This window comes from Nocardiopsis changdeensis, assembly GCF_018316655.1.
Classification (GTDB): Bacteria; Actinomycetota; Actinomycetes; order Streptosporangiales; family Streptosporangiaceae; genus Nocardiopsis; species Nocardiopsis changdeensis.
The window spans coordinates 1196624-1217290 of the sequence record NZ_CP074133.1; the positions used below are offsets into that span (position 1 = coordinate 1196624).

Here is a 20667-nt window from a genome sequence, read left to right on the forward strand (position 1 = left end):
TTCCGTCGAGCGGGTGACGAAGGTCGGGGGATTGAATTGTTAAGAAACCTTAGAGTTGCCTTACCTGCGCGTCAATGCAATGGGAAGGAAAGCTTTCAGTTTTCTTCGGGGCCCGGTACCGAAAGGGACTCCATTCGTCCGCCTGGAATTCACCCGCTCTGGAACGGCCCGCCCTTGCTCTCGCCGAGGTCCATGTCCCTGCTGAGCGACTGGAAGACCGCGTGGTCGATGCGCCCTTCCCGGTAGAGCGCCCTCAGGGTGTCGCGGCGGGCGTCCAGGATCTGCGCGTGCACGGCCTTGACGCTCTCCGCCCGCTCGAACGCCGAGTCGTCCTCGTCCAGCAGCGCCTGCACCTCGCCCACCCGCCGGGAGTACGCGCTCCGCAGCGACTCCGCGGTCCCGGCGTCGACCTCCCCGGAGGTCTGGAGCTCGTCCACCTTGCTCAGCGCCGCGCAGCTCATCGCGTGGTCGGCGATCAGGAACTCCTTCCGGTGGGAGTCCCCGCCGCCCACCCCCAGCCTGCGCAGCACCAGGGGCAGGCTGAGCCCCTGGCCCATCAGCGTGCCCATCACCACCACCCCGGCGACGAAGATCAGCCCCCCGCGCTCGGTGAACGGCTCGCCCCCGACGGTCGCGGGCAGCGACAGCGCGATCGCCAGCGACACGGCGCCGCGCATCCCGCTCCACCCGATGACGACCCTCTCCCGGAAGGACGACACCTCCAGGTTGAGGAAGGGGATCACCCGTTGCAGCGGGATCACCGCCATCATCAGCCCCATCCGCAGGACTACCGCCGTGACCGTCACCAGCAGCGCCACCAGCACCAGCCGCGGGAACGAGTAGTGCTCGCGGACGGCTGTGATCACCGCGTCCAGCTGCAGGCCCAGCAGCACGAACAGCATGGACTCCAGCACCGCCACCAGGGTCTGCCACAGCGTCTGCGCGGTCACCCGCACCTTCGGCGGCAGCAGGCCCTCGCCCCGGGTGCCCAGCACGATCCCGGCCAGCGCCGCCGACAGCACCCCCGAGAAGCCCAGCATCTCCGAGGGGACGTAGGCCGCGAACGGGGTGATCAGCACGATCATCAGCTGGACGGAGGAGTCCTCGATCAGCCTGCGCGACCAGGCCACCAGCCACGCCACCAGCGCGCCGAACGCCAGCCCGCCCACCACGACCTTCGCCAGCTCCAGGACGCCCTCGGCCGGGGTCAGCGGATGCGACATCGCCGTCAGCGCCAGGCTGAACAGGGTGAGCGCGACCGCGTCGTTGATCAGCGACTCGCCCTCCAGGATCGTCAGCACCCGCCGGGGCGTGCCCACCCGCTTGAGGATCGCGGACGCCGCCACCGCGTCCGTCGGCGCGATCGCCGCCCCCAGGGCGATCGCCGCGGGCCAGCCCACCGCCGGGATGAGGAAGTAGACGACCGCGGCCAGCCCCAGCGCCGTCACCAGGGTCACCCCGACCGCCATGACCACGATCGGCCGGAGCAGCTCCCGGAAGTCCTTGGGGGAGGTGAAGAACGCGGCGTTGTAGATCAGCGGCGGCAGGAACACCAGCAGCACGATCTCGGGGGCGATCGTCAGCGAGTCCACGCCGGGCAGCAGCCCCAGCGCCATGCCCAGCACCACCAGGACGATCGCGTCCGGTATCCGCAGCCTCATGGCGATCAGCCGGCCGATGATCACCGCCACCACGACCACCAGCGTGCCGACCACGTACTCTTCGACGCCCATACCGCCGCCCCCTCGCCCGCACCCCCGTACGGCACCCCAGGATGCCCGCCGCACCGCGGCCGGGCCCCCGGCGACGCGCCGGGCGCCCCCGGTCGGGGCGGCCCGGAGGCGCCGCGGCCGCGGGCCGGCGCTCGCCGGGGACCCGCGGCCGCGGCGCCGGGGACCGGCCTCAGCGGACCTCGATGAAGTCCTCCGGGTCGCGCGGCGGCCGCTCGCGCGGCGGCTCGGCGGCGTGCCCCACCGCGACCGCGCCCATCGGCCGCCAGTGGTCGGGCACCTCCAGCACCTCCCGCACCACGTCGGCGCAGAACATCGTGGAGGAGATCCAGGCCGAGCCCAGCCCCTCGACGGCCAGCCCCACCAGCAGCCCCTGCACCCCGGCGCCCATCGCCACGTGGAACATGGTCCGCTCGGCGTCGGCCCGCCGCTCGTCGGGATAGGCGTGCGCCCCGTCGGCCACCAGGAACGGCACCACCAGGTAGGGCGCCCCCCGCAGCACGTCGCCGCGCCGGGTGCGCCGGGCGATCGCGTCCTCGTCGAACCCGTCGCCGCGCAGGTCGGCCACCCACGCCTGGAGCATCGCGTCCAGCAGCCGCTTGCGCACCGGCGCCGACTCCACCAGGACGAACCGCCACGGCGTCGTGTGGTGCGGGGCGGGCGCGGTGATCGCCGCCGCCACCGCCCGGCGCACCGCCGCGGGGTCCACCGGGTCGTCGGTGAACGCGCGCACCGTGCGCCGGGCGGGCACCACGTCGCGCGAGCCGTACCGGAACAGGTCGGCGTCCGCCGTGCGCACCAGCGCCGCGGCCCCCGGCCCGTCCGCGTCGGTGACGACCGACAGGCCGCTGACCACCGCCACCGGCACACCGCTCGTCTTGCCCTTGACCAGCTCGCCGGCGGCGGCGATCTCGTCGGCGACCGCGTTGACGGTCGCCTCCATGAGGTTGCCGTGGGTGTCCGTCGTGCCCCGGAGGTCCTGCACCGGGTCCAGCCCGGCCGCGCCGATGGCCACGTCGGTCTGCCCGACCCGCCAGGGCCGCCCGAAGGTGTCGGAGACGATGACGCCCACCCGCACCCCCAGCCGCTCGCGCAGCCCGGCGCGCAGGGCGCGGGCCGACGCGTCGGAGTCCTCGGGGAGCAGCAGCACCGTGCCGGGTTCGACGTTGGAGGCGTCCACCCCGGCGGCGGCCATCACCAGCCCGTGCCGGGTCTGCACGATCCGGGTCCTCCCGGCCCGGGCCACCACCCGCACGGCCTCGGCGTCGACGGCGGCCTCCTTGGCCATCCGGCGCAGCCGCCCCTCGGCCTTGGCGACGATCTTGGAGGTGACCACCAGGACGTCGCCGTCGGCCAGCGGCTCCCCCGAGGCCTCGACGGCGTCCGCGATCAGCGCGACCAGGTCGGCGCCCGCGCCCACCTCCGGCAGGCCCGCCAGCCCGCGCACCCGCACACCGGTGCCCGCGTCCGCGCTCACTCGCCGCCGCCCTTGCGCCCGGCCAGCTCGCGGCCCAGGTCCAGGGCGGCCCGGGCGATGGCCTCGGTGGTCCGGAGGTCGCTCATGTACAGCGGGCGCGAGCGCACCTCGATCCCCTCGACCTCGGTCCCGGCGTCGGCCTCGTCCACCAGCCACCCGTCGAGCAGGTCGGCGCCCAGGTGGGCGGCGACCGCCCCGGCGCTCGTCTCCACACCGATCGCGTCCAGGCAGGCGTCGGCCATACCGCGCACCGGGGCGCCCCCGATGATGGGGGAGACGCCCACCACGGTCTTGGCGGCCAGCGCCTCCCTGATCCCGGGGATCCCCAGGACGGACCCCACGCTCACCACCGGGTTCGACGGCGGCAGGACCACGAGGTCGGCCTCGGCGATCGCCTCCAGCACCCCGGGCCCGGGCTTGGCGTCCTCCGCGCCCACGCTCACGATGCTCTGCGCGGGCACCGCCGCCCGGTGCCTGATCCACCACTCCTGGAAGTGGATCGCGCGCCTGCGCCCGTCCTCCTCGACGACCACGTGCGTCTCGACCTGGTCGTCGGTCATCGGCAGCAGCCGCACCCCGGGCCGCCACCGGTCGCACAGCGCCTCGGTGACCGCCGACAGCGGGTACCCCGCCGCGAGCATCTGGGACCGCACGATGTGGGTGGCGGTGTCCCGGTCGCCCAGGCCGAACCAGGTGGGGCGCATGCCGTAGGCGGCCAGCTCCTCCTTGACCGTGAAGGTCTCGTCGGCCCGCCCCCAGCCGCGCTCCTCGTCGATACCCCCGCCCAGGGTGTACATCACCGTGTCCAGATCCGGACATATCCTCAGTCCGAACAGAGTGATGTCGTCACCCGTGTTGCCGATGACGGTGATGGCGTTCGTGCTCTGCTCCTCCGGGACCGGGGAGTCGATTCCCAGGGCGGCCTTCAGGCCCCGAAGGAAGCGTGCTCCGCCGATACCACCGGCCGGTACGACTATCCGCATGCGTCCAAGTCTGGCAGGCTGGAAGCATGTACGGGTCGTCTGCCCCACCGTGGGCGCGACCCCGGCGTGACCGTACCGGTACCGCCGGTTCGCCGTTCGGCCGAACCCCGGTACCGTGGCCGCCGTCCCACTTTCACGGTCCGGTCCTCCGGCGTCCCCGTGTTCCGCGGCCGGGATCGACCGATTCCAACCGAACAGCCCGACGACAGAGCCACTCTTCCTCCCACGAGGGCGGCGACGAAGCAGCAGAGGGGAATCTCCCTTGAACAACGAAACACTGGAACGCCTGCGCCTACCCGCGGCGTGGGTCCTGATCGGTGCCGTCGGCGCCGGTGTGCTGGCGGGTTTCATCCGGTTGATAGCCGGATCGGGCTACCCGGGGTCCTTCGCCTCGGCGCTGGGGGGCGCGGGGGGCAACTTCTTCGGCCTGTCCGTCGTGGTCCTGCTCGCCGCCGCGGTGCTCCTGGTCCTCACCTCCGAGCGGACCCGGCCGGCGGCCTTCGGCGTCGTGCTGACCGCGCTCATCTTCTCCGGCCTGGGGCTGCTCTTCGCGCTCATCAACCTGATCACCGAGTTCATCGCCGCCAGTGAGATCGACGCGATCAGCCTCGGCTTCGCCGGCTTCCTGAGCACCCTGGGCCAGGGCGCGGTGCTGGGCATCTTCGCCTTCGCGCTGCTCAAGGCGTTCAACGACCCGAACCTGGTGCCGCGGGCCACCCCGCAGGCGCAGACCTACGGCGGCTACCCGCAGGCGTACGGCCAGCCCGGCTACCAGGACCCGACCATGACCGGCGGCCAGCCCGCGGCCGACCCCGCTCAGGCCGTCCCGGGCCAGGCGCAGCAGCAGGCGGCGTACGACCCGAACCAGTACGGCCAGGCGCAGGTCCAGCAGCACTACGCCACGGGCGCCCAGCAGTCCTACGCCCCGCAGCAGTCCTACGACACGTCGGGCCAGCAGGCGCAGGCCTACGACGCGTCCCAGGCGCAGCAGCCGCAGGCCGGGTACGACGCGAACCCGTACGGCCAGACGCAGGTGCAGCCGCAGTACGGCACCGGCGCCCAGCAGTCCTACGGCCAGGCGCAGTACGGCACCGACGCGTCCGGTCAGCAGGCGGCCTACGACCCCAACCAGTACGGCCAGGCCCAGCAGCAGTACGGCACCGACACGTCGGGCCAGGCGCAGCAGCCGCAGGCCGGGTACGACGCGAACCCGTACGGCCAGACGCAGGTGCAGCCGCAGTACGGCACCGACGCCTCGGGGCAGCAGCAGGGGTACGGCCAGGCCTACGACCCGTCCCAGTACGCCCCGCAGCAGGGCGAGCAGTCGGCCTCCGGCGAGCAGGCGGCCCAGGACGCCATCAACTACGGCTGGTACGGGCAGGGGCAGGCCCAGGGGCAGCCGTCCGAGAGTGGAGTTGAACCTTTCTTTAACTCCGGTGAGAACAACGCCACGGAGACGACCGACCAGGGCGGCTCCGGCTACGGAGACCAGTACGGCTCGGGCTCCGGATACGGCTCTGACCAGCAAGGACAGGGCGGTACCGGGGGCCAGCAGGGCTGGTACGGGGGCGAGGGCCAGCGCTGAACCCTCCGCGTGGGCCCCGAGCCCCCCGCCTCCTTGGAACGTCGTGAATTGCGTGGTAATCCGCAGAACGGACATGAACCGAGCAGCGTTGGCGCTTCGTTACATGATATTCAGTGGATTACCACGCAGGGCGCTTGACGAGTAGCACTGCGTCCACGTGTAATTTCAAGGTGGGATTCCGCCCGGCCCGGGGGACGAAATGGGTCGGGTCATCTATGGGGGGCAACAGGAGGTGCGCATGAGCGAGGTCATCCCGCTGGCGCACGGCTCGGATGAGGATCTGGGCTGGCAGGAACGCGCACTGTGCGCACAGACCGACCCGGAGGCGTTCTTCCCCGAGAAGGGCGGCTCGACCCGGGAGGCGAAGAAGGTCTGTCAGTCGTGCGACGTGCGCGCGGAGTGCCTGGAATACGCGCTCGAACACGATGAGCGGTTCGGTATCTGGGGGGGACTCTCCGAACGCGAGCGCCGAAGGCTGAAGAAAGCCGCCGGAGGGGATTTCGATTTCCTGGCGGACATGCTGTAGCAGGGCGCGCGCGTGAGGCGCGCCCGGGCCGCGAGCCCGGGCGCGCTTTTTTCATGTTCCCGACCGTTCAGGTCCAAAGTGAGGTTTGGCACGCAAGGCCCCGCAATGGCGAATAGGGGGATAAGTCGCCGGACGTCGGACCGGGGGCGAATAGGTACGCAATGGTGTGAGGTGGCGTAGGGTGATGTCCCGCACGCACCCGTGCCACCCCCGACCCGTGGTCGGGACCGGCGTGACCGCACGCCCACCGCCCCGGCGCCCCCGCCCTTCGGCCCGGCGCCCGGGAGGCCCGCCCCTTCCCTCGGAGAGAACCCACCACAGCCGTGCTCGACCTCGACTCAGCCCGACACGTCGTGACCGCGGTCATCGTGTCCCACGACGGGGCGCGCTGGCTGCCGGAGACCATGGCCGCGCTGCGCGCCCAGAGCCGCCCGGTGCAGCGCGCCGTGGCCGCCGACACCGGAAGCACCGACGGCGGCGTGGACGTCCTCCGCGAGTACCTGCCGCCGGACGCGGTCATCGGCCTGCCCTCCCGCACGGGCTACGGCGACGCGGTGCGCGCCGCCCTCGAACTGCCGCGCTCCACGTCGCCGGTCCACGGGTTCGACGAGGACGCCACCGAGTGGATCTGGCTCGTCCACGACGACCTCGCCCCCGAGGAGGACGCCCTCGCCCACCTCCTCGCCGCCGCCGACCGCGACCCGCGCGCCGCCGTCCTGGGCCCCAAGCTCCGCGACTGGTTCGACCGCCGCCTGCTGATCGAGGCCGGCGTGACCATCGACGGAGCGGGGCGCCGCGAGACCGGGCTGGAGCCGCGCGAGTTCGACCACGGCCAGCACGACGGAACCCGCCAGGTCCTGGCCGTGTCCAGCGCGGGCATGCTGGTCCGCCGCGACGTGTGGGAGCGCCTGGGCGGCTTCGACCGCGCCCTGCCGCTGTTCCGCGACGACATCGACCTCTGCTGGCGGGTGGGCGGCGCGGGGCTGCACGTCCTCATCGTCACCGAGGCCGTCGCCTACCACGCCGAGGCCTCCGCGCGCCGGCGGCGCCCCATCGGCGCCACCCGCAACCACCCGCGCCGGGTGGACCGCAGGCACGCCGTGTTCGTGCTGCTGGCCAACCTGCCCTTCGGCGGCATGCTCGCCGCGCTGCTGCGCAACTCCGTCGGGTCGCTGCTGCGCGTGATCATGTACCTGTTCATGAAGCAGCCCGCCAACGCCCTCGACGAGGCGGCCGCGATCACCCTGGTCTACCTGCGGCCGGACAAGCTGCTGCGGGCCCGCTTCCGGCGCCGGCGCGACCGCCGCCGCACCTACAGCGCGATCCGGCCCTACCTGGCGCGCGGTGTGGCGGCGCGCCAGTTCGCGGACTTCCTCACCGGGGTGCTCTCCGGCGAGCCGGTCATCGACACCGCGGGCCGCCACCAGGCCGTCACCACCGCCCCCGCCCCCGAGGACGAGGAGGCGCCCACCGACACCGGGGGCTTCCTGCGCCGGGTGGTGCTGCGGCCGGGCCCGCTGCTCGTCATCGCGCTGACGGTCGTCGCGCTCGTCGCCGAACGCTCCCTGCTCTTCGGCCCCCTGCTGGCCGGCGGCGCCCTGCCGCCCGTCGCGGGCGGCGCCGCCGACCTGTGGAACCTCTACCTGTCCGGGGCCCCCGACTCCGGTCTGGGCTCCGACGGCCCGGTCCCGCCCTACGTCGGGCTTCTGGCCCTGCTGTCCACGGCCGCCCTCGGCAAGCCCTGGATCGCGGTCTCCGTACTGCTGCTGGGCTCCGTGCCCCTGGCCGGCGCCACCGCCTACCTGCTCGCCCGCGAGGTGCTCGGCTACCGGCCCGCCCGCGTCTGGATGGCCGCCTCCTACGCGCTGCTGCCGGTCGCCACCGGCGCGATCGCCCAGGGGCGGCTGGGCACCGCCGTGGTCCACGTGCTCATGCCGGTCCTGGGCCTGCTGCTCATCCGCGTGGTGGCCATGCCGGCCAAGCACGCCCGGCGGGCCGCCTGGGGACTGGGCCTGGCCCTGGCCGCCGCCACCGCGTTCGTCCCCCTGGTGTGGCCGCTGGCACTGGTCACCGGCCTGCTGGTGGCGGCCGCCTTCGGGCACCTGGGCCGCCGCCTGTACGCCGACGTCGGCATCGCCCTGGGCGTCCCCCTGGTCATGCTCATGCCCTGGACCCTCGACCTGCTGCTGCACCCCTCCCAGTGGCTGCTGGAGGCCGGGCTGCACCGCCCCGAGCTGTCGGAGCCGGGCGCCACCCCCGAACAGCTGCTCATGCTCTCCCCGGGCGGACCCGGCGCGCCCCCGGTCTGGGTGACCGCCGGGCTGCTCGCCGCCGCCCTGTGCGCGCTGCTGCTCCTGCGCAACCGCGTCCTGGTCGCCGCCGGCTGGTCCCTGGCCGTGTTCGGGCTGCTCGTCGCGATCCTCACCTCCCGCCTGGTGGTCGAGCCCCACTTCGGCGGACCGCCCGCGGCGGTCTGGCCCGGCGTGGCGCTGACCTTCGCGGCCACGGCGGTGCTGCTGTCGGCGGCCACCGCCGCCCGCGCCTTCCGCACCATGCTGTCCCTGGGCGGCCTGCGCAGGGCCTTCGCCGTCGGCGTCGCACTCCTCGCCGTCGCCACACCCCTGGCCGGGGCGGGCGTGTGGATGTGGGAGGGCGTGGACGGACCGCTCACCTCGCGCGCCGCCCCGGTCCTGCCCGGCACCCTGGTCGGCGCCGGGGTCGGCCTGAGCGACGACGGCACCGAGCCGCGCACCCTCGTCGTCGCCCCGGACGGCGAGGGCGGTGTGGGCTACACCGTCGTCCGCGGCCGCGAACCCCGCCTGGGGGAGGAGCGCATCCGCCCCGACGACGCCTCCCGGGCGGCCGTGGACCGGGCCGTCGCCGAACTGGCCATCGGGCAGGGCGGAGACCGGCTGCGCGTCCTGGCCGACCACGGCATCCAGTACGTGCTCTACCCCCGGCCGCGGACCGGAACGCTCACCGACGTCACCATCGTGGACATGCTGGACGGCACCCCCGGGCTGATGCGGGAGTCGCTGTCCGACCGCTACGGCCTGTGGCGGCTGGCCGAGCCCACCGGGCGGCTGCGCGTGGTCTCCCAGGACGGGCTGGAGACGGAGCCGCTGCGGGTGAGCGGGCCCGGCCACGACTTCACCGCCCGGGTGGAGGAGGGCGGCACCGGGCGCCGCCTGGCCCTGGCGGAGACCGCCGGGAACGGCTGGCGGGCCAGCATCGGCGGCACCGAGCTGACCCCGGCCGAGGGGCAGGGCGGGACCCAGGCCTGGGAGCTCCCGGCGCAGGGGGGCGAGCTCCGGGTGTGGCACACCGACCACGTGCACACCGCCTGGGTGGCCACCCAGGGCGTGCTGCTGCTCGTCGTCGCGGTCCTGGCCGCCCCCGGCGTGCGGACCGAGGAGGACGCCCGGCTCATCGAGTCCACCCCTGCCCCCCGGCCCCGCCGCCCGGCGGGGCTGCGCGTACCGCGCCGCGGCCGCCGAGGCTCCCGGGCGCGCACCGCGCCCGGGGCCGACCCGGGGACCGACGCCGGGGAGCCGTCCCCGGACGGGGAGGCGGAGGAGCCCCCCACCGGCGAGTTCCCCGCCGGTGAGTTCGCCACAGGGGAGCCCGCCACCGGCGAGTTCGCCGTCACCGACACCGGGTCGATCCGAGCGGTGCGCGGCCGCCGCCGCGGCACCCGCCGCAAGGGGCGGCGCCGGGCCGGTTCCGCGCGGGACGGCGCGGTCCCCGACACCGGTGCCGCCGGTGACGAGAGGGAGGAGTAGGCCGTGCGACTGATCGTGGAGAACCGGTTCGCGCTGTTCGGGCTGGTCGCGCTGGCCCTGGCCGCGCTGTTCGGCATCGCCGTGGCGGTCCGGCCGGTGACCGCCGAACTGGGCGTCACCGGCCCCGGGACCGCCCGCCCCTCCCACACGCTGCGGGTCTGCCCGGCACCGCACGACGAGGACGCCGACAGTTCCGTCGCCGCGTTCGCGCCCCGGGTCAGCCGCGACGACACCGGCGGCCTGTGGGCCGTCCCGGTCCCGCCCGCCGCCGAGGACGAGGACACGGACGCGGACGGGGGCACGGCGGGGCGGGACGGCTCCGACGCGCAGAGCACCTCCACCGGCACCAGCGGCGCCCCCGACCCCGACATGCTCCTGGGCGAGGAGCTGACCGAACCCGGCAGCGTGTGGGGGGTCGACACCTCCGGCGCCGCCGAGCCGACCGCCGTCCACGCCCGGGGCTCGCTCGCCTCCGGCCTGGAGTCGGCCCAGATCACCGTCGCCTCCGACGGCGTCACCGAGGTGCGCTGCGCCGAGCCCTCGGTGAGCACCTGGTTCGCCCTGCCCGGCGGCGGCGACTCCGAGGGCGTCCGGCTGGAGCGGATCACCGTCCACCTCGCCAACCCCGAGACCTCCAGGGCCACCGCCAGCCTGGACATCCACACCAGCGGCGGGCCGTCCTACTCCCTCGACAGCCGGGGCATCTCCCTGCTGCCCGGTCAGTCCACCGAACTGGACATCACCGAACTGGCACAGAGCATCGGCGGGATCGGCGTGCAGGTGCGCACCAGCACCGGCCGGGTCGCCGCCTCGCTGCTCGCCGAGCACGTCGAGGGGCACACCGACTGGGTCCCGCCCACCGCGGCCCCCGCACGCGAGCACGTGATCCCGGGCGTCCCGGGCGGCGGCGGGCGGCGCCACCTGGTCGTCACCGCCCCGGGCGAGGAGCCCGCCCGGGTGCGCGTCCACGTCATCGGGCCCGGCGACGGATCCGGGCAGGCCGGGGAGGGATCCGGAGAGGACGGCGAGGACGACGCCGCGGCGGCCGAGGGCACCCCGGACGACCCGCTGGAGCTGCGGGTCCCGCCCGCCGCCTCCGCCCGGGTCAGCCTGGACGCCGCCCTGGCCGGGCGGGCCGGCGCGGTCGTGGTGGAGTCCGACGTGCCCGTGGTCGCCGGGGTGGCCGCCGAGTCCACCGGCGACGACCCCGACGAGATCCTGGAGACCGCCTACACCGCGGCCGTGCCGCCGCTGTCGTTCCCGCTGGACACCACGGCGGTGCTGCCCGACTCCCCGGAGGGCACCACGACCCGGCTCGTGCTCACGGCCCCGGAGGGCGACGTCCGGCTGATGGCCACCCCGGTCGGGGCCGACGGAACCCAGGGCGACGCGGTCCGCACCGAGGTCGCCGCGGGCACCACGGCCGTGTTCGGCGGGGACGGCGAGGGCTGGACGGCACCGGAGGGGACCGACCCCGCGGACGGCTACACGGTCCGCCTGGACCTGCTGGAGGGCTCGGGGCCGCTGTACGCGGCCCGGATCCTCACCGCCGACGGCGACGCCCTCGGCGCGCTGCCGGTGCGCCCGGCGCCGGTGGAGGTGGCCCTGCCGGTCGTGCGCGACACGATGGTGGGCCTGGTGCCCTGAGCGGCGCGGGCCGGGGGCCCGGCGGCGGCCTCCACCGTCCGCCTCCGGGACCGGGCCCCGGGCGGTCCGGTCAGTTCTCGGGGTCGACCGACTCCGGTTCCACGCCGAGCAGGTTGGCGACCTCCTCGACCACGGTCTCGTGGACGAGGAGGGCCATCTCCTCCGGGTCCTTGGTCCGGATCTCCAGCGGACGCCGGTACACCACGATGCGGGCCCGGCCCGAGGGATCGGTCTCCAGTCGGGAGAAGGGGATCGCCTCGGTCAGGGGGCCCCGGGGCGGAACCGGTGGGACGTCCTCCACGAGGAAGTCGACGTTCGCCAGTTCGCGCGCCCACAACCGCTCCAGGCGTTCGACCGCGTCCAGCACGAGGTCGTCGAACGCCTGCGCACGGCTGCGGAACACCGGCAGGTCGGAGGGCACGAGAGGACCGCGGATGCCTCGGCCGCGGCGGTCCCGGCGTCGCACTCGGTCAGGTTGGCCATGGGAAGGGCGCACTCGTCGCACACTTCGAGACTAAGCCATCACGGGCGCCTCGCGTAGCCCCGCGGGCGCGCCGATCGGCCGGCCCCCCGAACCGCCCCGGCGGAACGCGCGTCCGGCACCGGTATCGCGTTGGACACCACGAAACAGACCAGGTCGTGGAACGATGCTGGCGTGTCCCTCAGTAAAGGCATACAGTCGAACGCTGTGAGCCCTGTTCGACGCTGCTCCCGAACCGCCTGCCGGCAGCCCGCCGTCTTCACGCTCACGTACGTCTACGCCGACTCGACGGCCGTCCTCGGACCGCTCGCCGCCTACGTGGAACCGCACTGCTACGACCTCTGCGCCATGCACGCCGACCGCCTGACGGCGCCGCGCGGCTGGGAGGTCGTCCGGCTCCCCGTCGAGACGGTGGGCGGAGGTCCCGGAAGCGACGACCTGGAGGCCCTCGCGGACGCCGTACGTGAGGCGGCGCGCCCGCCGGCCCGCCCGGCCGACGACGCCGACGGCCCCGACGGCATGCGCCGCGGACACCTGCGGGTCGTCCGCTCCGACCCCTCCCGGCCGGACCCCCGGCCCTGAGCGGCCGGCGCGCCCTCGTACCGGGGGGCCGCCGCGCCCCTTGCTAGGTTGGTACCGCGCGCGGGCGTGCCCGTGCGGCATGACCATTCGGAGCAGGACCGATCCGGCCGGAGAAGACGTGGCAGACCTCGCAGGCATCTTCAAGGCATACGACGTACGCGGTGTGATCCCCGACACCCTCGACGCGGACATCTCCCGGGCGATCGGGGCGGCCTTCGCCCGGACCGTCGGCGGACCGGCGGTCGTGGTCGCCCACGACATGCGCCCCTCCTCGCCGGAGCTGGCCCGCGCCTTCGCCGACGGGGTCACCTCGCAGGGCGTCGACGTGGTCTTCGCCGGACTGGGCTCCACCGACCTGCTGTACTACGGCTCCGGCGCGCTCGACCTGCCCGGCGCGATGTTCACCGCCAGCCACAACCCCGCCCAGTACAACGGCATCAAGATGTGCCGGGCCGGGGCCGCCCCCATCAGCGCCGAGACCGGCCTGGCCGAGATCCGCCGGCTGGCCGAGGAGGGCGTGCCCGCCCACGACGGCCCGGCCGGCACGGTCACCGAGAAGGACCTGCTCGCCGGGTACGCCGACCACCTGCGCACCCTGGTGGACCTGTCCGGGATCCGGCCGCTCAAGGTCGTCGTGGACGCGGGCAACGGCATGGGCGGCCACACCGTCCCCGCCGTCCTGGAGCAGGGCCTGCCGCTGGAGATCGTGCCGCTCTACTTCGAGCTCGACGGCACCTTCCCCAACCACCCGGCCAACCCCCTGGACCCGGCCAACATCGTCGACCTCCAGAAGAAGGTCCGTGAGACCGGCGCGGACATCGGCCTGGCCTTCGACGGCGACGCCGACCGCTGCTTCGTCGTGGACGAGAACGGCGACGCCGTGCCGCCCTCGGCGATCACCGCCCTGGTCGCGGTGCAGGAGCTGGCCCGGGACCCCGGCGCGACGGTCATCCACAACCTCATCACCTCGCACGCCGTGCCCGAGATCGTCCGCGAGCACGGCGGCGTCCCGGTGCGCACCCGCGTGGGCCACTCCTACATCAAGGCCACCATGGCCGAGACCGGCGCGGTGTTCGGCGGCGAGCACTCCGCCCACTACTACTTCCGCGACTTCTGGAAGGCCGACACCGGCATGCTCGCCGCCATGCACGTCCTGCGCGTGCTGGGCTCCGACGAGCGGCCGCTGTCGGAGATCACCGCCGAGTACTCGCGCTACGCCGCCTCGGGCGAGATCAACTCCGAGGTCGCCGACGCCGCCGACCGCACGGCCGCGGTGCGCGACGCGTTCGCCGGGCGCGAGGGCGCCGAGGTCGACGAGCTGGACGGCCTGACCGTCACGCTGCCCGACGGCTCCTGGTTCAACCTGCGGGCCTCCAACACCGAGCCGCTGCTGCGGCTCAACGTCGAGGCCCCGGACGCGGCCGCGGTCGACGCCCTGCGCGACGAGGTGCTGGCCATCGTCCGCTCCTGAGAGGGGGCATGATGGAGGGGTGGGACGTTCGGCCGTCCCGCCCCGCACGACGAGGAACGAGGACCATGAGCACGAAGATCGACGGCTGGCTGCTGGAGATCCTGGCCTGCCCGCAGAGCCAGGCGCCGCTGCGCCACGACCCCGAGACCGACGAGCTGGTCTGCGACGAGAGCGGTCTGGCCTACCCGATCCGGGACGGCATCCCCGTCCTGCTGGTCGACGAGGCCCGCAAGATCGGCTGACGGTGTCCCGGACGGGGAAGGGACCGAATTCATGTCGGACCCTTATGGAACGTTATGGGCATTCCGGTAGTCATAGCGGGTGCGACGAAGTGAGAGACTTCGTCTCCGGGGGGTGACGGACGCACCGTCCCATACCCCCGCAAGCCGTACCCTGTTCGTGCCCACCCCGTCCAACACGACCTCCCTGGAGGACACCGATGCCCGGTCCCGAACCGCTACAGCCGAGCGATCCCTCCGCGTTCGGCGATTACAGCGTGACCGGACGCCTGGGCAAGGGCGGCCAGGGCATCGTGTACCTGGCCGAGGACCCGCAGGGCGAGGAGTACGCGGTCAAGGTCCTCAACGACCAGTGGTCCCGCGACAGCGACCTGCGCAAGCGGTTCGAGAAGGAGGTCCGCGCCGCGCAGAAGGTCGCCTCCTTCTGCACCGCCGCGATCATCGACGCGCAGCTCGACAGCGACCCGCCCTACGTGGTCAGCGAGTTCGTGCCCGGCAAGGACCTCCAGGAGACGGTCGCCAAGGGCGCCCCGCTGCGCGGCTCGGCGCTGCAGCGGCTCGCGGTCTCCACCGCCACCGCGCTCGTGGCCATCCACAAGGCCGGGATCGTCCACCGCGACTTCAAGCCCGGCAACGTGCTGCTGGGCCCGGACGGGCCCCGCGTCATCGACTTCGGCATCGCCCGGGTCGACGACGGCACCGCCACCATGACCAACTCGATCGTCGGCACGCCCTCCTACATGGCGCCCGAGCAGATCGAGGGGCGCGGCATCACCGACAAGTGCGACGTCTTCGCCTGGGGCTGCGTCATCGCGTTCGCCTCCAGCGGGCGTGCGCCGTTCGGCTCCGACACCGTCCCGGCGGTCGTGCACCGGGTCATCAGCGCCCCGCCGGACATCGACGGCGTCGACGATGCCCTGCGCCCCATCGTCGCGGCCTGCCTGAACAAGGACCCCGCCCAGCGGCCCACCGCCCAGAAGCTCCTCATGCGCCTGCTCGGCCACGAGGACGCCGACGAGGCCCCCTCCACCGAGGACGCCCTCAAGCAGGGCGAGCAGATCGCCCAGACCGGCCTCATCCCGCAGGGGCAGATGCCGGTGCGCCCGCAGACCGGGCCCCAGGGCGGGTTCGGCCACGGCCACCCCGGCACCTCCAACCCGCGGCCCGGCATGGGCCTGCCGGGGCACCCCGGGACGTCCAACCCCCAGCATGGCATGGGCGTGCCCGGCCACCCCGGCTACCCGCACCCGGGCACCTCCAACCCGCGGCCCGGCATGGGCCTGCCGGGGCACCCCGGGACGTCCAACCCCCAGCACGGCATGGGCGTGCCCGGCCACCCCGGCGCCTCCGGCCCGCGGCCGGTCGGCCCCTACCCGCAGGGGCCCCAGCCGCAGTTCGGCAACCCGCTGGTCACGGGCAACCCCAACCAGACCTACGGGGGACCGGCGCAGCAGCCGCCCGCCGAGGAGTCGATCCTCCAGCAGAGCTGGGTGATCCCGGCGGTCCTCATGACGATCCTCATCCTCGTCCTGCTGCTGGTCCTCATCGTCGTCTCCTGAACGTGAGCGCCCGCGGGGCCCGGCACCGCGCGGTGCCGGGCCCCACGGGCGTCCGCGGCCCTCAGACGCGGGTGAGCCCGCCCAGCGCCAGGGACACCCCCTCGTCCACCAGGTCGCGGATCCGCGGCCAGCGGTCGTCCACGCAGTCGGCGGGCATCAGGGTCACGGCCTCGGCGCCCGAGATGCCGGGAACGTCGCGCACCCCGTCCGGATCGGTCAGCCGCCCGTCCACGGTGACCGCCAGCACCCCCGTCCGGGGGCGGCCGATCTCCTGCACCACCACCACGAGCGACAGCGTCGTGTCCTCCACCGTCAGCTCCAGCGCCGTCCACCAGTGAGCGGCGCCCGGGGTGAGCACGGCCCGCCCCGCCTCGGAGAGGCCCTCCGCCCCGGCGCCGGAGTCGTGGCCGCCGGTGCGGACCACGGCGCGCGCCGCGGGGTCCAGGCCGCGCAGGATGAGGCCCACCGACTCCCGGTGCGAGCGCAGGTGGTCCGTCACCCGGCGGCGGGTCACCGCGGCCAGGGGCGGCACCGGCTCCCCGGGGTCGGGTGCGGTCCCCGGCGGCGTCCAGCTCAGCTCGTCGCGCAGCGCCGCCGTGACGGCCCGGGCCAGCGCCGAAACGGTCGGCGCCGGGCCCTCGTCGGAGTCCGGGCCGGGCACCGCGGGCGGGTGCACCGGCGGCACCGGCGGCAGGTCCGCGCGGCGCAGCACCAGCGCGGCCACCAGCCACGGCAGCAGCCGCGGGGCCTCGTTCCCGTGGTCCAGTTCGGTGACGGCCGCCAGCGTCTCGGCGTAGGTGTGCGCCGCGCGGACCAGGGGGTGGCCCGGGACCGCCGCGGGGGCGGCCACGGCGCGGGCCCGGTCGTACTCGACCAGGGGCGCGGCCGGGGCGCGGAAAGCGCCCGGGTCGGGCAGGGAGTGGACGCGGTCGGCGAGTTCGAGCACGTAGTCGGGGTCGAGCGTGCGGCCGCCCATCCCCTCCGCCAGCGCCGACTCCAGGTACTCGGCCAGGGGCCCGCCGACCCCGGCCCCCTCGATCCGGGACCGGACCAGGGACCGGCGCGCGGCCTCGCGCGCCTCCCGGGGCTGGGCCTGCCGGTGACCGGACCAGATCCGGCGCAGCCGGTCGACGTCGGTCAGCTCTTCGCGCACGCGGTCGGGGAGCCGCTCCGGGTCCGCACTCAGGCGTAGGGTATCCACGCTCTCTCCGTAGCCCGTGGGCGCTCCGGTGAAACCTGCCCGATGGCCCCTTGACCGGGCACCCGGGCCCGCCGGTACGGCGCGGCGGCTCCGACCTGCGCGATCAGGGGCGCCGGCCCAGCAGGCGCATCGCCTTCTGCTTCTCGAAGTCCAGGGCGCGGGCCGGCGCCGGGGCCAGCCGCCCCAGCCGCTCCCCGTGGGCGCGCACCCGCGCCAGCACCTCCGGCTCGGACAGCACGCGCAGCGCGAACGCCAGCGCGGCCGGGGGGATGTCGAACTCCCGCTCCAGCTCCAGGCCGGTCGCGATGGTCCGCACGTCCTCCTCGGTGAACCGGCGGTGCCGGTGCCCCCGCCCCGTAGGCTGCTCCTGGGTGCGGGGCAGCAGCCCCAGCCCCTCCCGGTACCGGAGCATGCGCGGGGTCGTCCCCACCCGTTCGGCGGCGGCCGAGATGGGCATCGGAACGCCGTACGCGGCGGAGGTGTCGTGCAGGGCCATGCCGACGACCCTAACCGAGCCCGCCGCCCATACCGGCGCAACCTGACACCGCGTTGTCAGATTCGTGCTGATGGCGGGCGCCCGGGCCTAGAATCAGGGGCGCCACGACCATCACGAGTGAGGAACGCATGGCTTTCGACTTCAAGGTCGCCGACCTGTCCCTGGCCGCCTTCGGCCGCGACGAGATCCGGCTCGCCGAGCACGAGATGCCCGGCCTCATGGCGACCCGCGCCGAGTACGGTGACAGCAAGCCGCTCCAGGGCGCCCGCATCATGGGCTCGCTGCACATGACCGTCCAGACCGCGGTCCTCATCGAGACCCTGGTCGCGCTGGGCGCCGAGGTGCGCTGGGTCAGCTGCAACATCTTCTCCACCCAGGACCACGCCGCCGCCGCGGTCGTCGTCGGCCCCGACGGCACCGTCGACGACCCCAAGGGCGTCCCGGTCTTCGCCTGGAAGGGCGAGACCCTGGAGGAGTACTGGTGGTGCACCGAGCAGGCGCTCACCTGGCCCGACGGTGAGGGCCCCAACATGATCCTGGACGACGGCGGCGACGCCACCATGCTCGTCCACAAGGGCGCCCAGTACGAGAAGGCCGGGGCCGTCCCCGACCCCTCCACCGCCGACAGCGAGGAGTTCGAGGTCGTCCTCAAGCTGCTCCAGGCGAGCCTGGCCCAGGACCCGACCAAGTGGACGACCATCGCCGAGCGCATCAAGGGCGTCACCGAGGAGACCACCACCGGTGTCCTGCGCCTGTACGAGATGCAGCGCGACGGCAGCCTGGCGTTCCCGGCGATCAACGTCAACGACTCGGTCACCAAGAGCAAGTTCGACAACAAGTACGGCATCCGCCACTCGCTGCCCGACGGCATCATGCGCGCCACCGACGTCCTCATCGGCGGCAAGGTGGCCGTGGTGTGCGGCTACGGCGACGTGGGCAAGGGCGCCGCGGAGGCGCTGCGCGGCCAGGGCGCCCGGGTCGTCGTCACCGAGATCGACCCGATCAACGCCCTCCAGGCCGCCATGGACGGCTACCAGGTCACCACCCTGGAGGACGTGGTGGGGACCGGTGACATCTTCATCACCACCACCGGCAACTTCAACGTCATCATGACCGAGCACATGACGGCGATGAAGCACCAGGCGATCGTCGGCAACGTCGGCCACTTCGACAACGAGATCGACATGGCCGGCCTGGCGAAGGTCCCCGGCATCACCAAGAAGGAGATCAAGCCGCAGGTCCACGAGTGGACCTTCCCCGACGGCCACACCATCCTGGTGCTGTCCGAGGGCCGCCTGCTCAACCTGGGCAACGCCACCGGCCACCCCAGCTTCGTGATGTCCAACAGCTTCACCAACCAGGTCATCGCGCAGATCGAGCTGTTCACCAAGCCCGACGAGTACCCGATCGGCGTGTACACGCTGCCCAAGATCCTCGACGAGAAGGTCGCCCGCCTCCACCTGGACGCCCTCGGCGTCAAGCTGACCAGGCTCAGCAAGGAGCAGGCCGCCTACATCGGCGTGGATGTCGAGGGCCCCTACAAGTCGGACCACTACCGCTACTAGCGGACGTCCGCCCACTCCGGGGCCGGCGCCGCACGCCGGCCCCGGAGCCGCCACCACAGAACGGGCTCCATGACCGGGACTCCACACGAGGTCGCCGACCTGGCCCTGGCCCCGGCCGGGGTGCGCCGGGTCGCCTGGGCCGAGCGGTCCATGCCGGTGCTGCGCAGTATCCACGCGCGCTTCGCCGCGGAGCGGCCCCTGGCCGGGCTGCGCGTCGCCGCCTGCCTGCACGTGACCGCCGAGACCGCCAACCTGCTGCGCGTCCTGCGCGCCGGCGGCGCCGAGGTGGCCCTGGCCGCCTCCAACCCGCTCTCCACCCAGGACGACACGGCGGCCGCGCTGGTCGCCGAGTACGGGGTGGCCGTGCACGCCTGGGCCGGGATGGACCCCGCCTCCTACGACCGCAACCTGGTCACGGTGCTCCGGACCCGGCCCCACCTGCTGCTGGACGACGGCTGCGACCTCGTCCACACCCTGCACGCCGCCCGCCCCGACCTGCTCGAAGGCGTCCTGGGCGGCTGCGAGCAGACCACCACCGGCGTCATCCGGCTGCGCCGCATGAGCGCCGAGGGCGAACTGCGGCTGCCCATGGTCGCCGTCAACGACACCGCCACCAAGCGCATGTTCGACAACCGGTACGGCACCGGCCAGTCCACCATCGACGGCATCCTGCGGGCCACCAACACCATGCTCGCGGGCCGCACCGTTGTCGTCGCCGGGTTCGGCTACTGCGGGCGCGGCCTGGCCGAACGCGCCCGCGGCATGGGCGCCCGCGTCATCGTCACCGAGGTGGACCCGGTCAAGGCCCTGGACGCCGTCATGCAGGGGTACACGGTCGCCGCGATGGAGAGCGCCGCCCCGGTCGGGGACGTGTTCGTCACCGCGACCGGCAACCGCGACGTGATCCGCGAGGAGCACCTCGCGCTGATGCGCGACGGCGCGATCCTCGCCAACTCGGGCCACTTCGACCTGGAGATCGACCTGGCCGCGCTGGACCGGCTCGCGGTCGCCGTGGACCGCGGGGTGCGCGAGCACGCCGACGAGTACGAGTTCGCCGACGGCCGCCGGGTCCTGCTGCTGTCCGAGGGCCGCCTGGTCAACCTGGGCGCCGCCGAGGGGCACCCGGCCGCCGTCATGGACCTGTCGTTCGCCGCGCAGGCCCTCACCACCGCCTGGCTGGCCCGCGCCCACGCGGACCTCGCCCCGGGCGTCGTGGACGTCCCGGACGAGATCGACACCGAGGTCGCCGGGCTGGAGCTGGCCGCCCTGGGCGTCGCCATCGACACCCTCACCCCCGAGCAGGAGTCCTACCTGCGCTCCTGGCACCCCTGACCGGGGCGCGC

The 20667-nt window shown here is 74.0% G+C and carries 16 protein-coding genes; 10 read left to right on the forward strand and 6 right to left on the reverse strand.

The features are described from left to right. Window positions 1-149: 149 nt before the first annotated feature. The 3 genes from KGD84_RS05655 to cofD all read right to left on the reverse strand — a co-directional run bounded on the left by KGD84_RS05655 (window position 150) and on the right by cofD (window position 4190). Window positions 150-1733: a Na+/H+ antiporter gene (locus KGD84_RS05655; RefSeq protein ID WP_220565039.1), complete on the reverse strand. Its 1584-nt coding sequence runs from the start codon at window positions 1731-1733 to the stop codon at window positions 150-152. A 169-nt stretch (window positions 1734-1902) separates the two neighbouring features. Continuing rightward, on the reverse strand, window positions 1903-3207 hold the full coding sequence (locus KGD84_RS05660) for a coenzyme F420-0:L-glutamate ligase (RefSeq protein WP_220565040.1): 1305 nt from the start codon (window positions 3205-3207) through the stop codon (window positions 1903-1905). Next, entirely contained in the window at window positions 3204-4190 is a 987-nt protein-coding gene (gene cofD, locus KGD84_RS05665; protein ID WP_220565041.1) for a 2-phospho-L-lactate transferase, read from the reverse strand. Before cofD ends, KGD84_RS05660 begins: the two co-directional genes overlap by 4 nt. A gap of 262 nt (window positions 4191-4452) precedes the next feature. Here cofD and KGD84_RS05670 point away from each other — a divergent pair, with 262 nt between their 5' ends. The 4 genes from KGD84_RS05670 (at window position 4453) to KGD84_RS05685 (ending at window position 11730) form a co-directional block, all read left to right on the forward strand. Continuing rightward, window positions 4453-5775 carry a hypothetical protein gene (locus KGD84_RS05670; protein ID WP_220565042.1) on the forward strand — a complete coding sequence of 441 codons (1323 nt, stop codon included), beginning with the start codon at window positions 4453-4455 and terminating at the stop codon, window positions 5773-5775. Window positions 5776-6013: 238 nt separating this feature from the next. Beyond that, on the forward strand, window positions 6014-6301 hold the full coding sequence (locus tag KGD84_RS05675; protein ID WP_211715498.1) for a WhiB family transcriptional regulator: 288 nt from the start codon (window positions 6014-6016) through the stop codon (window positions 6299-6301). A gap of 323 nt (window positions 6302-6624) precedes the next feature. Next, window positions 6625-10083 (forward strand): glycosyltransferase family 2 protein, encoded by a 3459-nt coding sequence (locus tag KGD84_RS05680; RefSeq protein ID WP_220565043.1) that lies wholly within the window; start codon window positions 6625-6627, stop codon window positions 10081-10083. Between the two features lie 3 nt (window positions 10084-10086). Further along, the gene (locus tag KGD84_RS05685; RefSeq protein WP_220565044.1) at window positions 10087-11730 is read left to right on the forward strand and encodes a DUF5719 family protein; all 1644 of its coding nucleotides are present in this window, start codon (window positions 10087-10089) and stop codon (window positions 11728-11730) included. Window positions 11731-11800: 70 nt separating this feature from the next. Here the strand turns inward: KGD84_RS05685 and KGD84_RS05690 are convergent, their stop codons facing one another. Further along, window positions 11801-12151, reverse strand: a complete 351-nt coding sequence (locus KGD84_RS05690; protein ID WP_255647077.1) for a metallopeptidase family protein — start codon at window positions 12149-12151, stop codon at window positions 11801-11803. A 267-nt stretch (window positions 12152-12418) separates the two neighbouring features. Between KGD84_RS05690 and KGD84_RS05695 the strand changes: the two genes are divergently transcribed. The 4 genes from KGD84_RS05695 to KGD84_RS05710 all read left to right on the forward strand — a co-directional run bounded on the left by KGD84_RS05695 (window position 12419) and on the right by KGD84_RS05710 (window position 16062). Next, window positions 12419-12793: a DUF3499 domain-containing protein gene (locus tag KGD84_RS05695; RefSeq protein WP_220565046.1), complete on the forward strand. Its 375-nt coding sequence runs from the start codon at window positions 12419-12421 to the stop codon at window positions 12791-12793. Between the two features lie 118 nt (window positions 12794-12911). Then, window positions 12912-14264, forward strand: a complete 1353-nt coding sequence (locus KGD84_RS05700) for a phosphomannomutase/phosphoglucomutase (protein WP_220565047.1) — start codon at window positions 12912-12914, stop codon at window positions 14262-14264. 65 nt (window positions 14265-14329) lie between these two features. Further along, complete coding sequence (locus tag KGD84_RS05705; protein ID WP_013154764.1) at window positions 14330-14506, forward strand: Trm112 family protein; 177 nt, start codon at window positions 14330-14332, stop codon at window positions 14504-14506. Window positions 14507-14703: 197 nt separating this feature from the next. Further along, window positions 14704-16062, forward strand: a complete 1359-nt coding sequence (locus KGD84_RS05710) for a serine/threonine-protein kinase (RefSeq protein WP_220565048.1) — start codon at window positions 14704-14706, stop codon at window positions 16060-16062. Between the two features lie 61 nt (window positions 16063-16123). Here KGD84_RS05710 and KGD84_RS05715 read toward each other — a convergent pair whose 3' ends face one another. Beyond that, window positions 16124-17263: a hypothetical protein gene (locus KGD84_RS05715; RefSeq protein WP_220565049.1), complete on the reverse strand. Its 1140-nt coding sequence runs from the start codon at window positions 17261-17263 to the stop codon at window positions 16124-16126. Window positions 17264-17366: 103 nt separating this feature from the next. Further along, complete coding sequence (locus KGD84_RS05720) at window positions 17367-17759, reverse strand: MerR family transcriptional regulator (RefSeq protein ID WP_220565050.1); 393 nt, start codon at window positions 17757-17759, stop codon at window positions 17367-17369. 128 nt (window positions 17760-17887) lie between these two features. Between KGD84_RS05720 and ahcY the strand changes: the two genes are divergently transcribed. Both ahcY and KGD84_RS05730 read left to right on the forward strand, forming a co-directional pair. Continuing rightward, on the forward strand, window positions 17888-19324 hold the full coding sequence (gene ahcY, locus KGD84_RS05725; protein WP_220565051.1) for an adenosylhomocysteinase: 1437 nt from the start codon (window positions 17888-17890) through the stop codon (window positions 19322-19324). 69 nt (window positions 19325-19393) lie between these two features. Beyond that, window positions 19394-20656, forward strand: coding sequence for an adenosylhomocysteinase (locus tag KGD84_RS05730; RefSeq protein ID WP_220565052.1), 1263 nt, complete (start codon window positions 19394-19396; stop codon window positions 20654-20656). Window positions 20657-20667 lie beyond the last annotated feature (11 nt).

What these genes read in the sequence shown, in the direction of transcription:
- KGD84_RS05675 (WP_211715498.1), top strand. Translation starts at nt 6,014, where the DNA reads ATGAGCGAGGTCATCCCGCTGGCGCACGGCTCGGATGAGGATCTGGGC.
- KGD84_RS05710 (WP_220565048.1), top strand. Translation starts at nt 14,704, where the DNA reads ATGCCCGGTCCCGAACCGCTACAGCCGAGCGATCCCTCCGCGTTCGGC.
- KGD84_RS05705 (WP_013154764.1), top strand. Translation starts at nt 14,330, where the DNA reads ATGAGCACGAAGATCGACGGCTGGCTGCTGGAGATCCTGGCCTGCCCG.
- KGD84_RS05720 (WP_220565050.1), bottom strand. Translation starts at nt 17,759, where the DNA reads ATGGCCCTGCACGACACCTCCGCCGCGTACGGCGTTCCGATGCCCATC.
- KGD84_RS05730 (WP_220565052.1), top strand. Translation starts at nt 19,394, where the DNA reads ATGACCGGGACTCCACACGAGGTCGCCGACCTGGCCCTGGCCCCGGCC.
- ahcY (WP_220565051.1), top strand. Translation starts at nt 17,888, where the DNA reads ATGGCTTTCGACTTCAAGGTCGCCGACCTGTCCCTGGCCGCCTTCGGC.
- cofD (WP_220565041.1), bottom strand. Translation starts at nt 4,190, where the DNA reads ATGCGGATAGTCGTACCGGCCGGTGGTATCGGCGGAGCACGCTTCCTT.
- KGD84_RS05655 (WP_220565039.1), bottom strand. Translation starts at nt 1,733, where the DNA reads ATGGGCGTCGAAGAGTACGTGGTCGGCACGCTGGTGGTCGTGGTGGCG.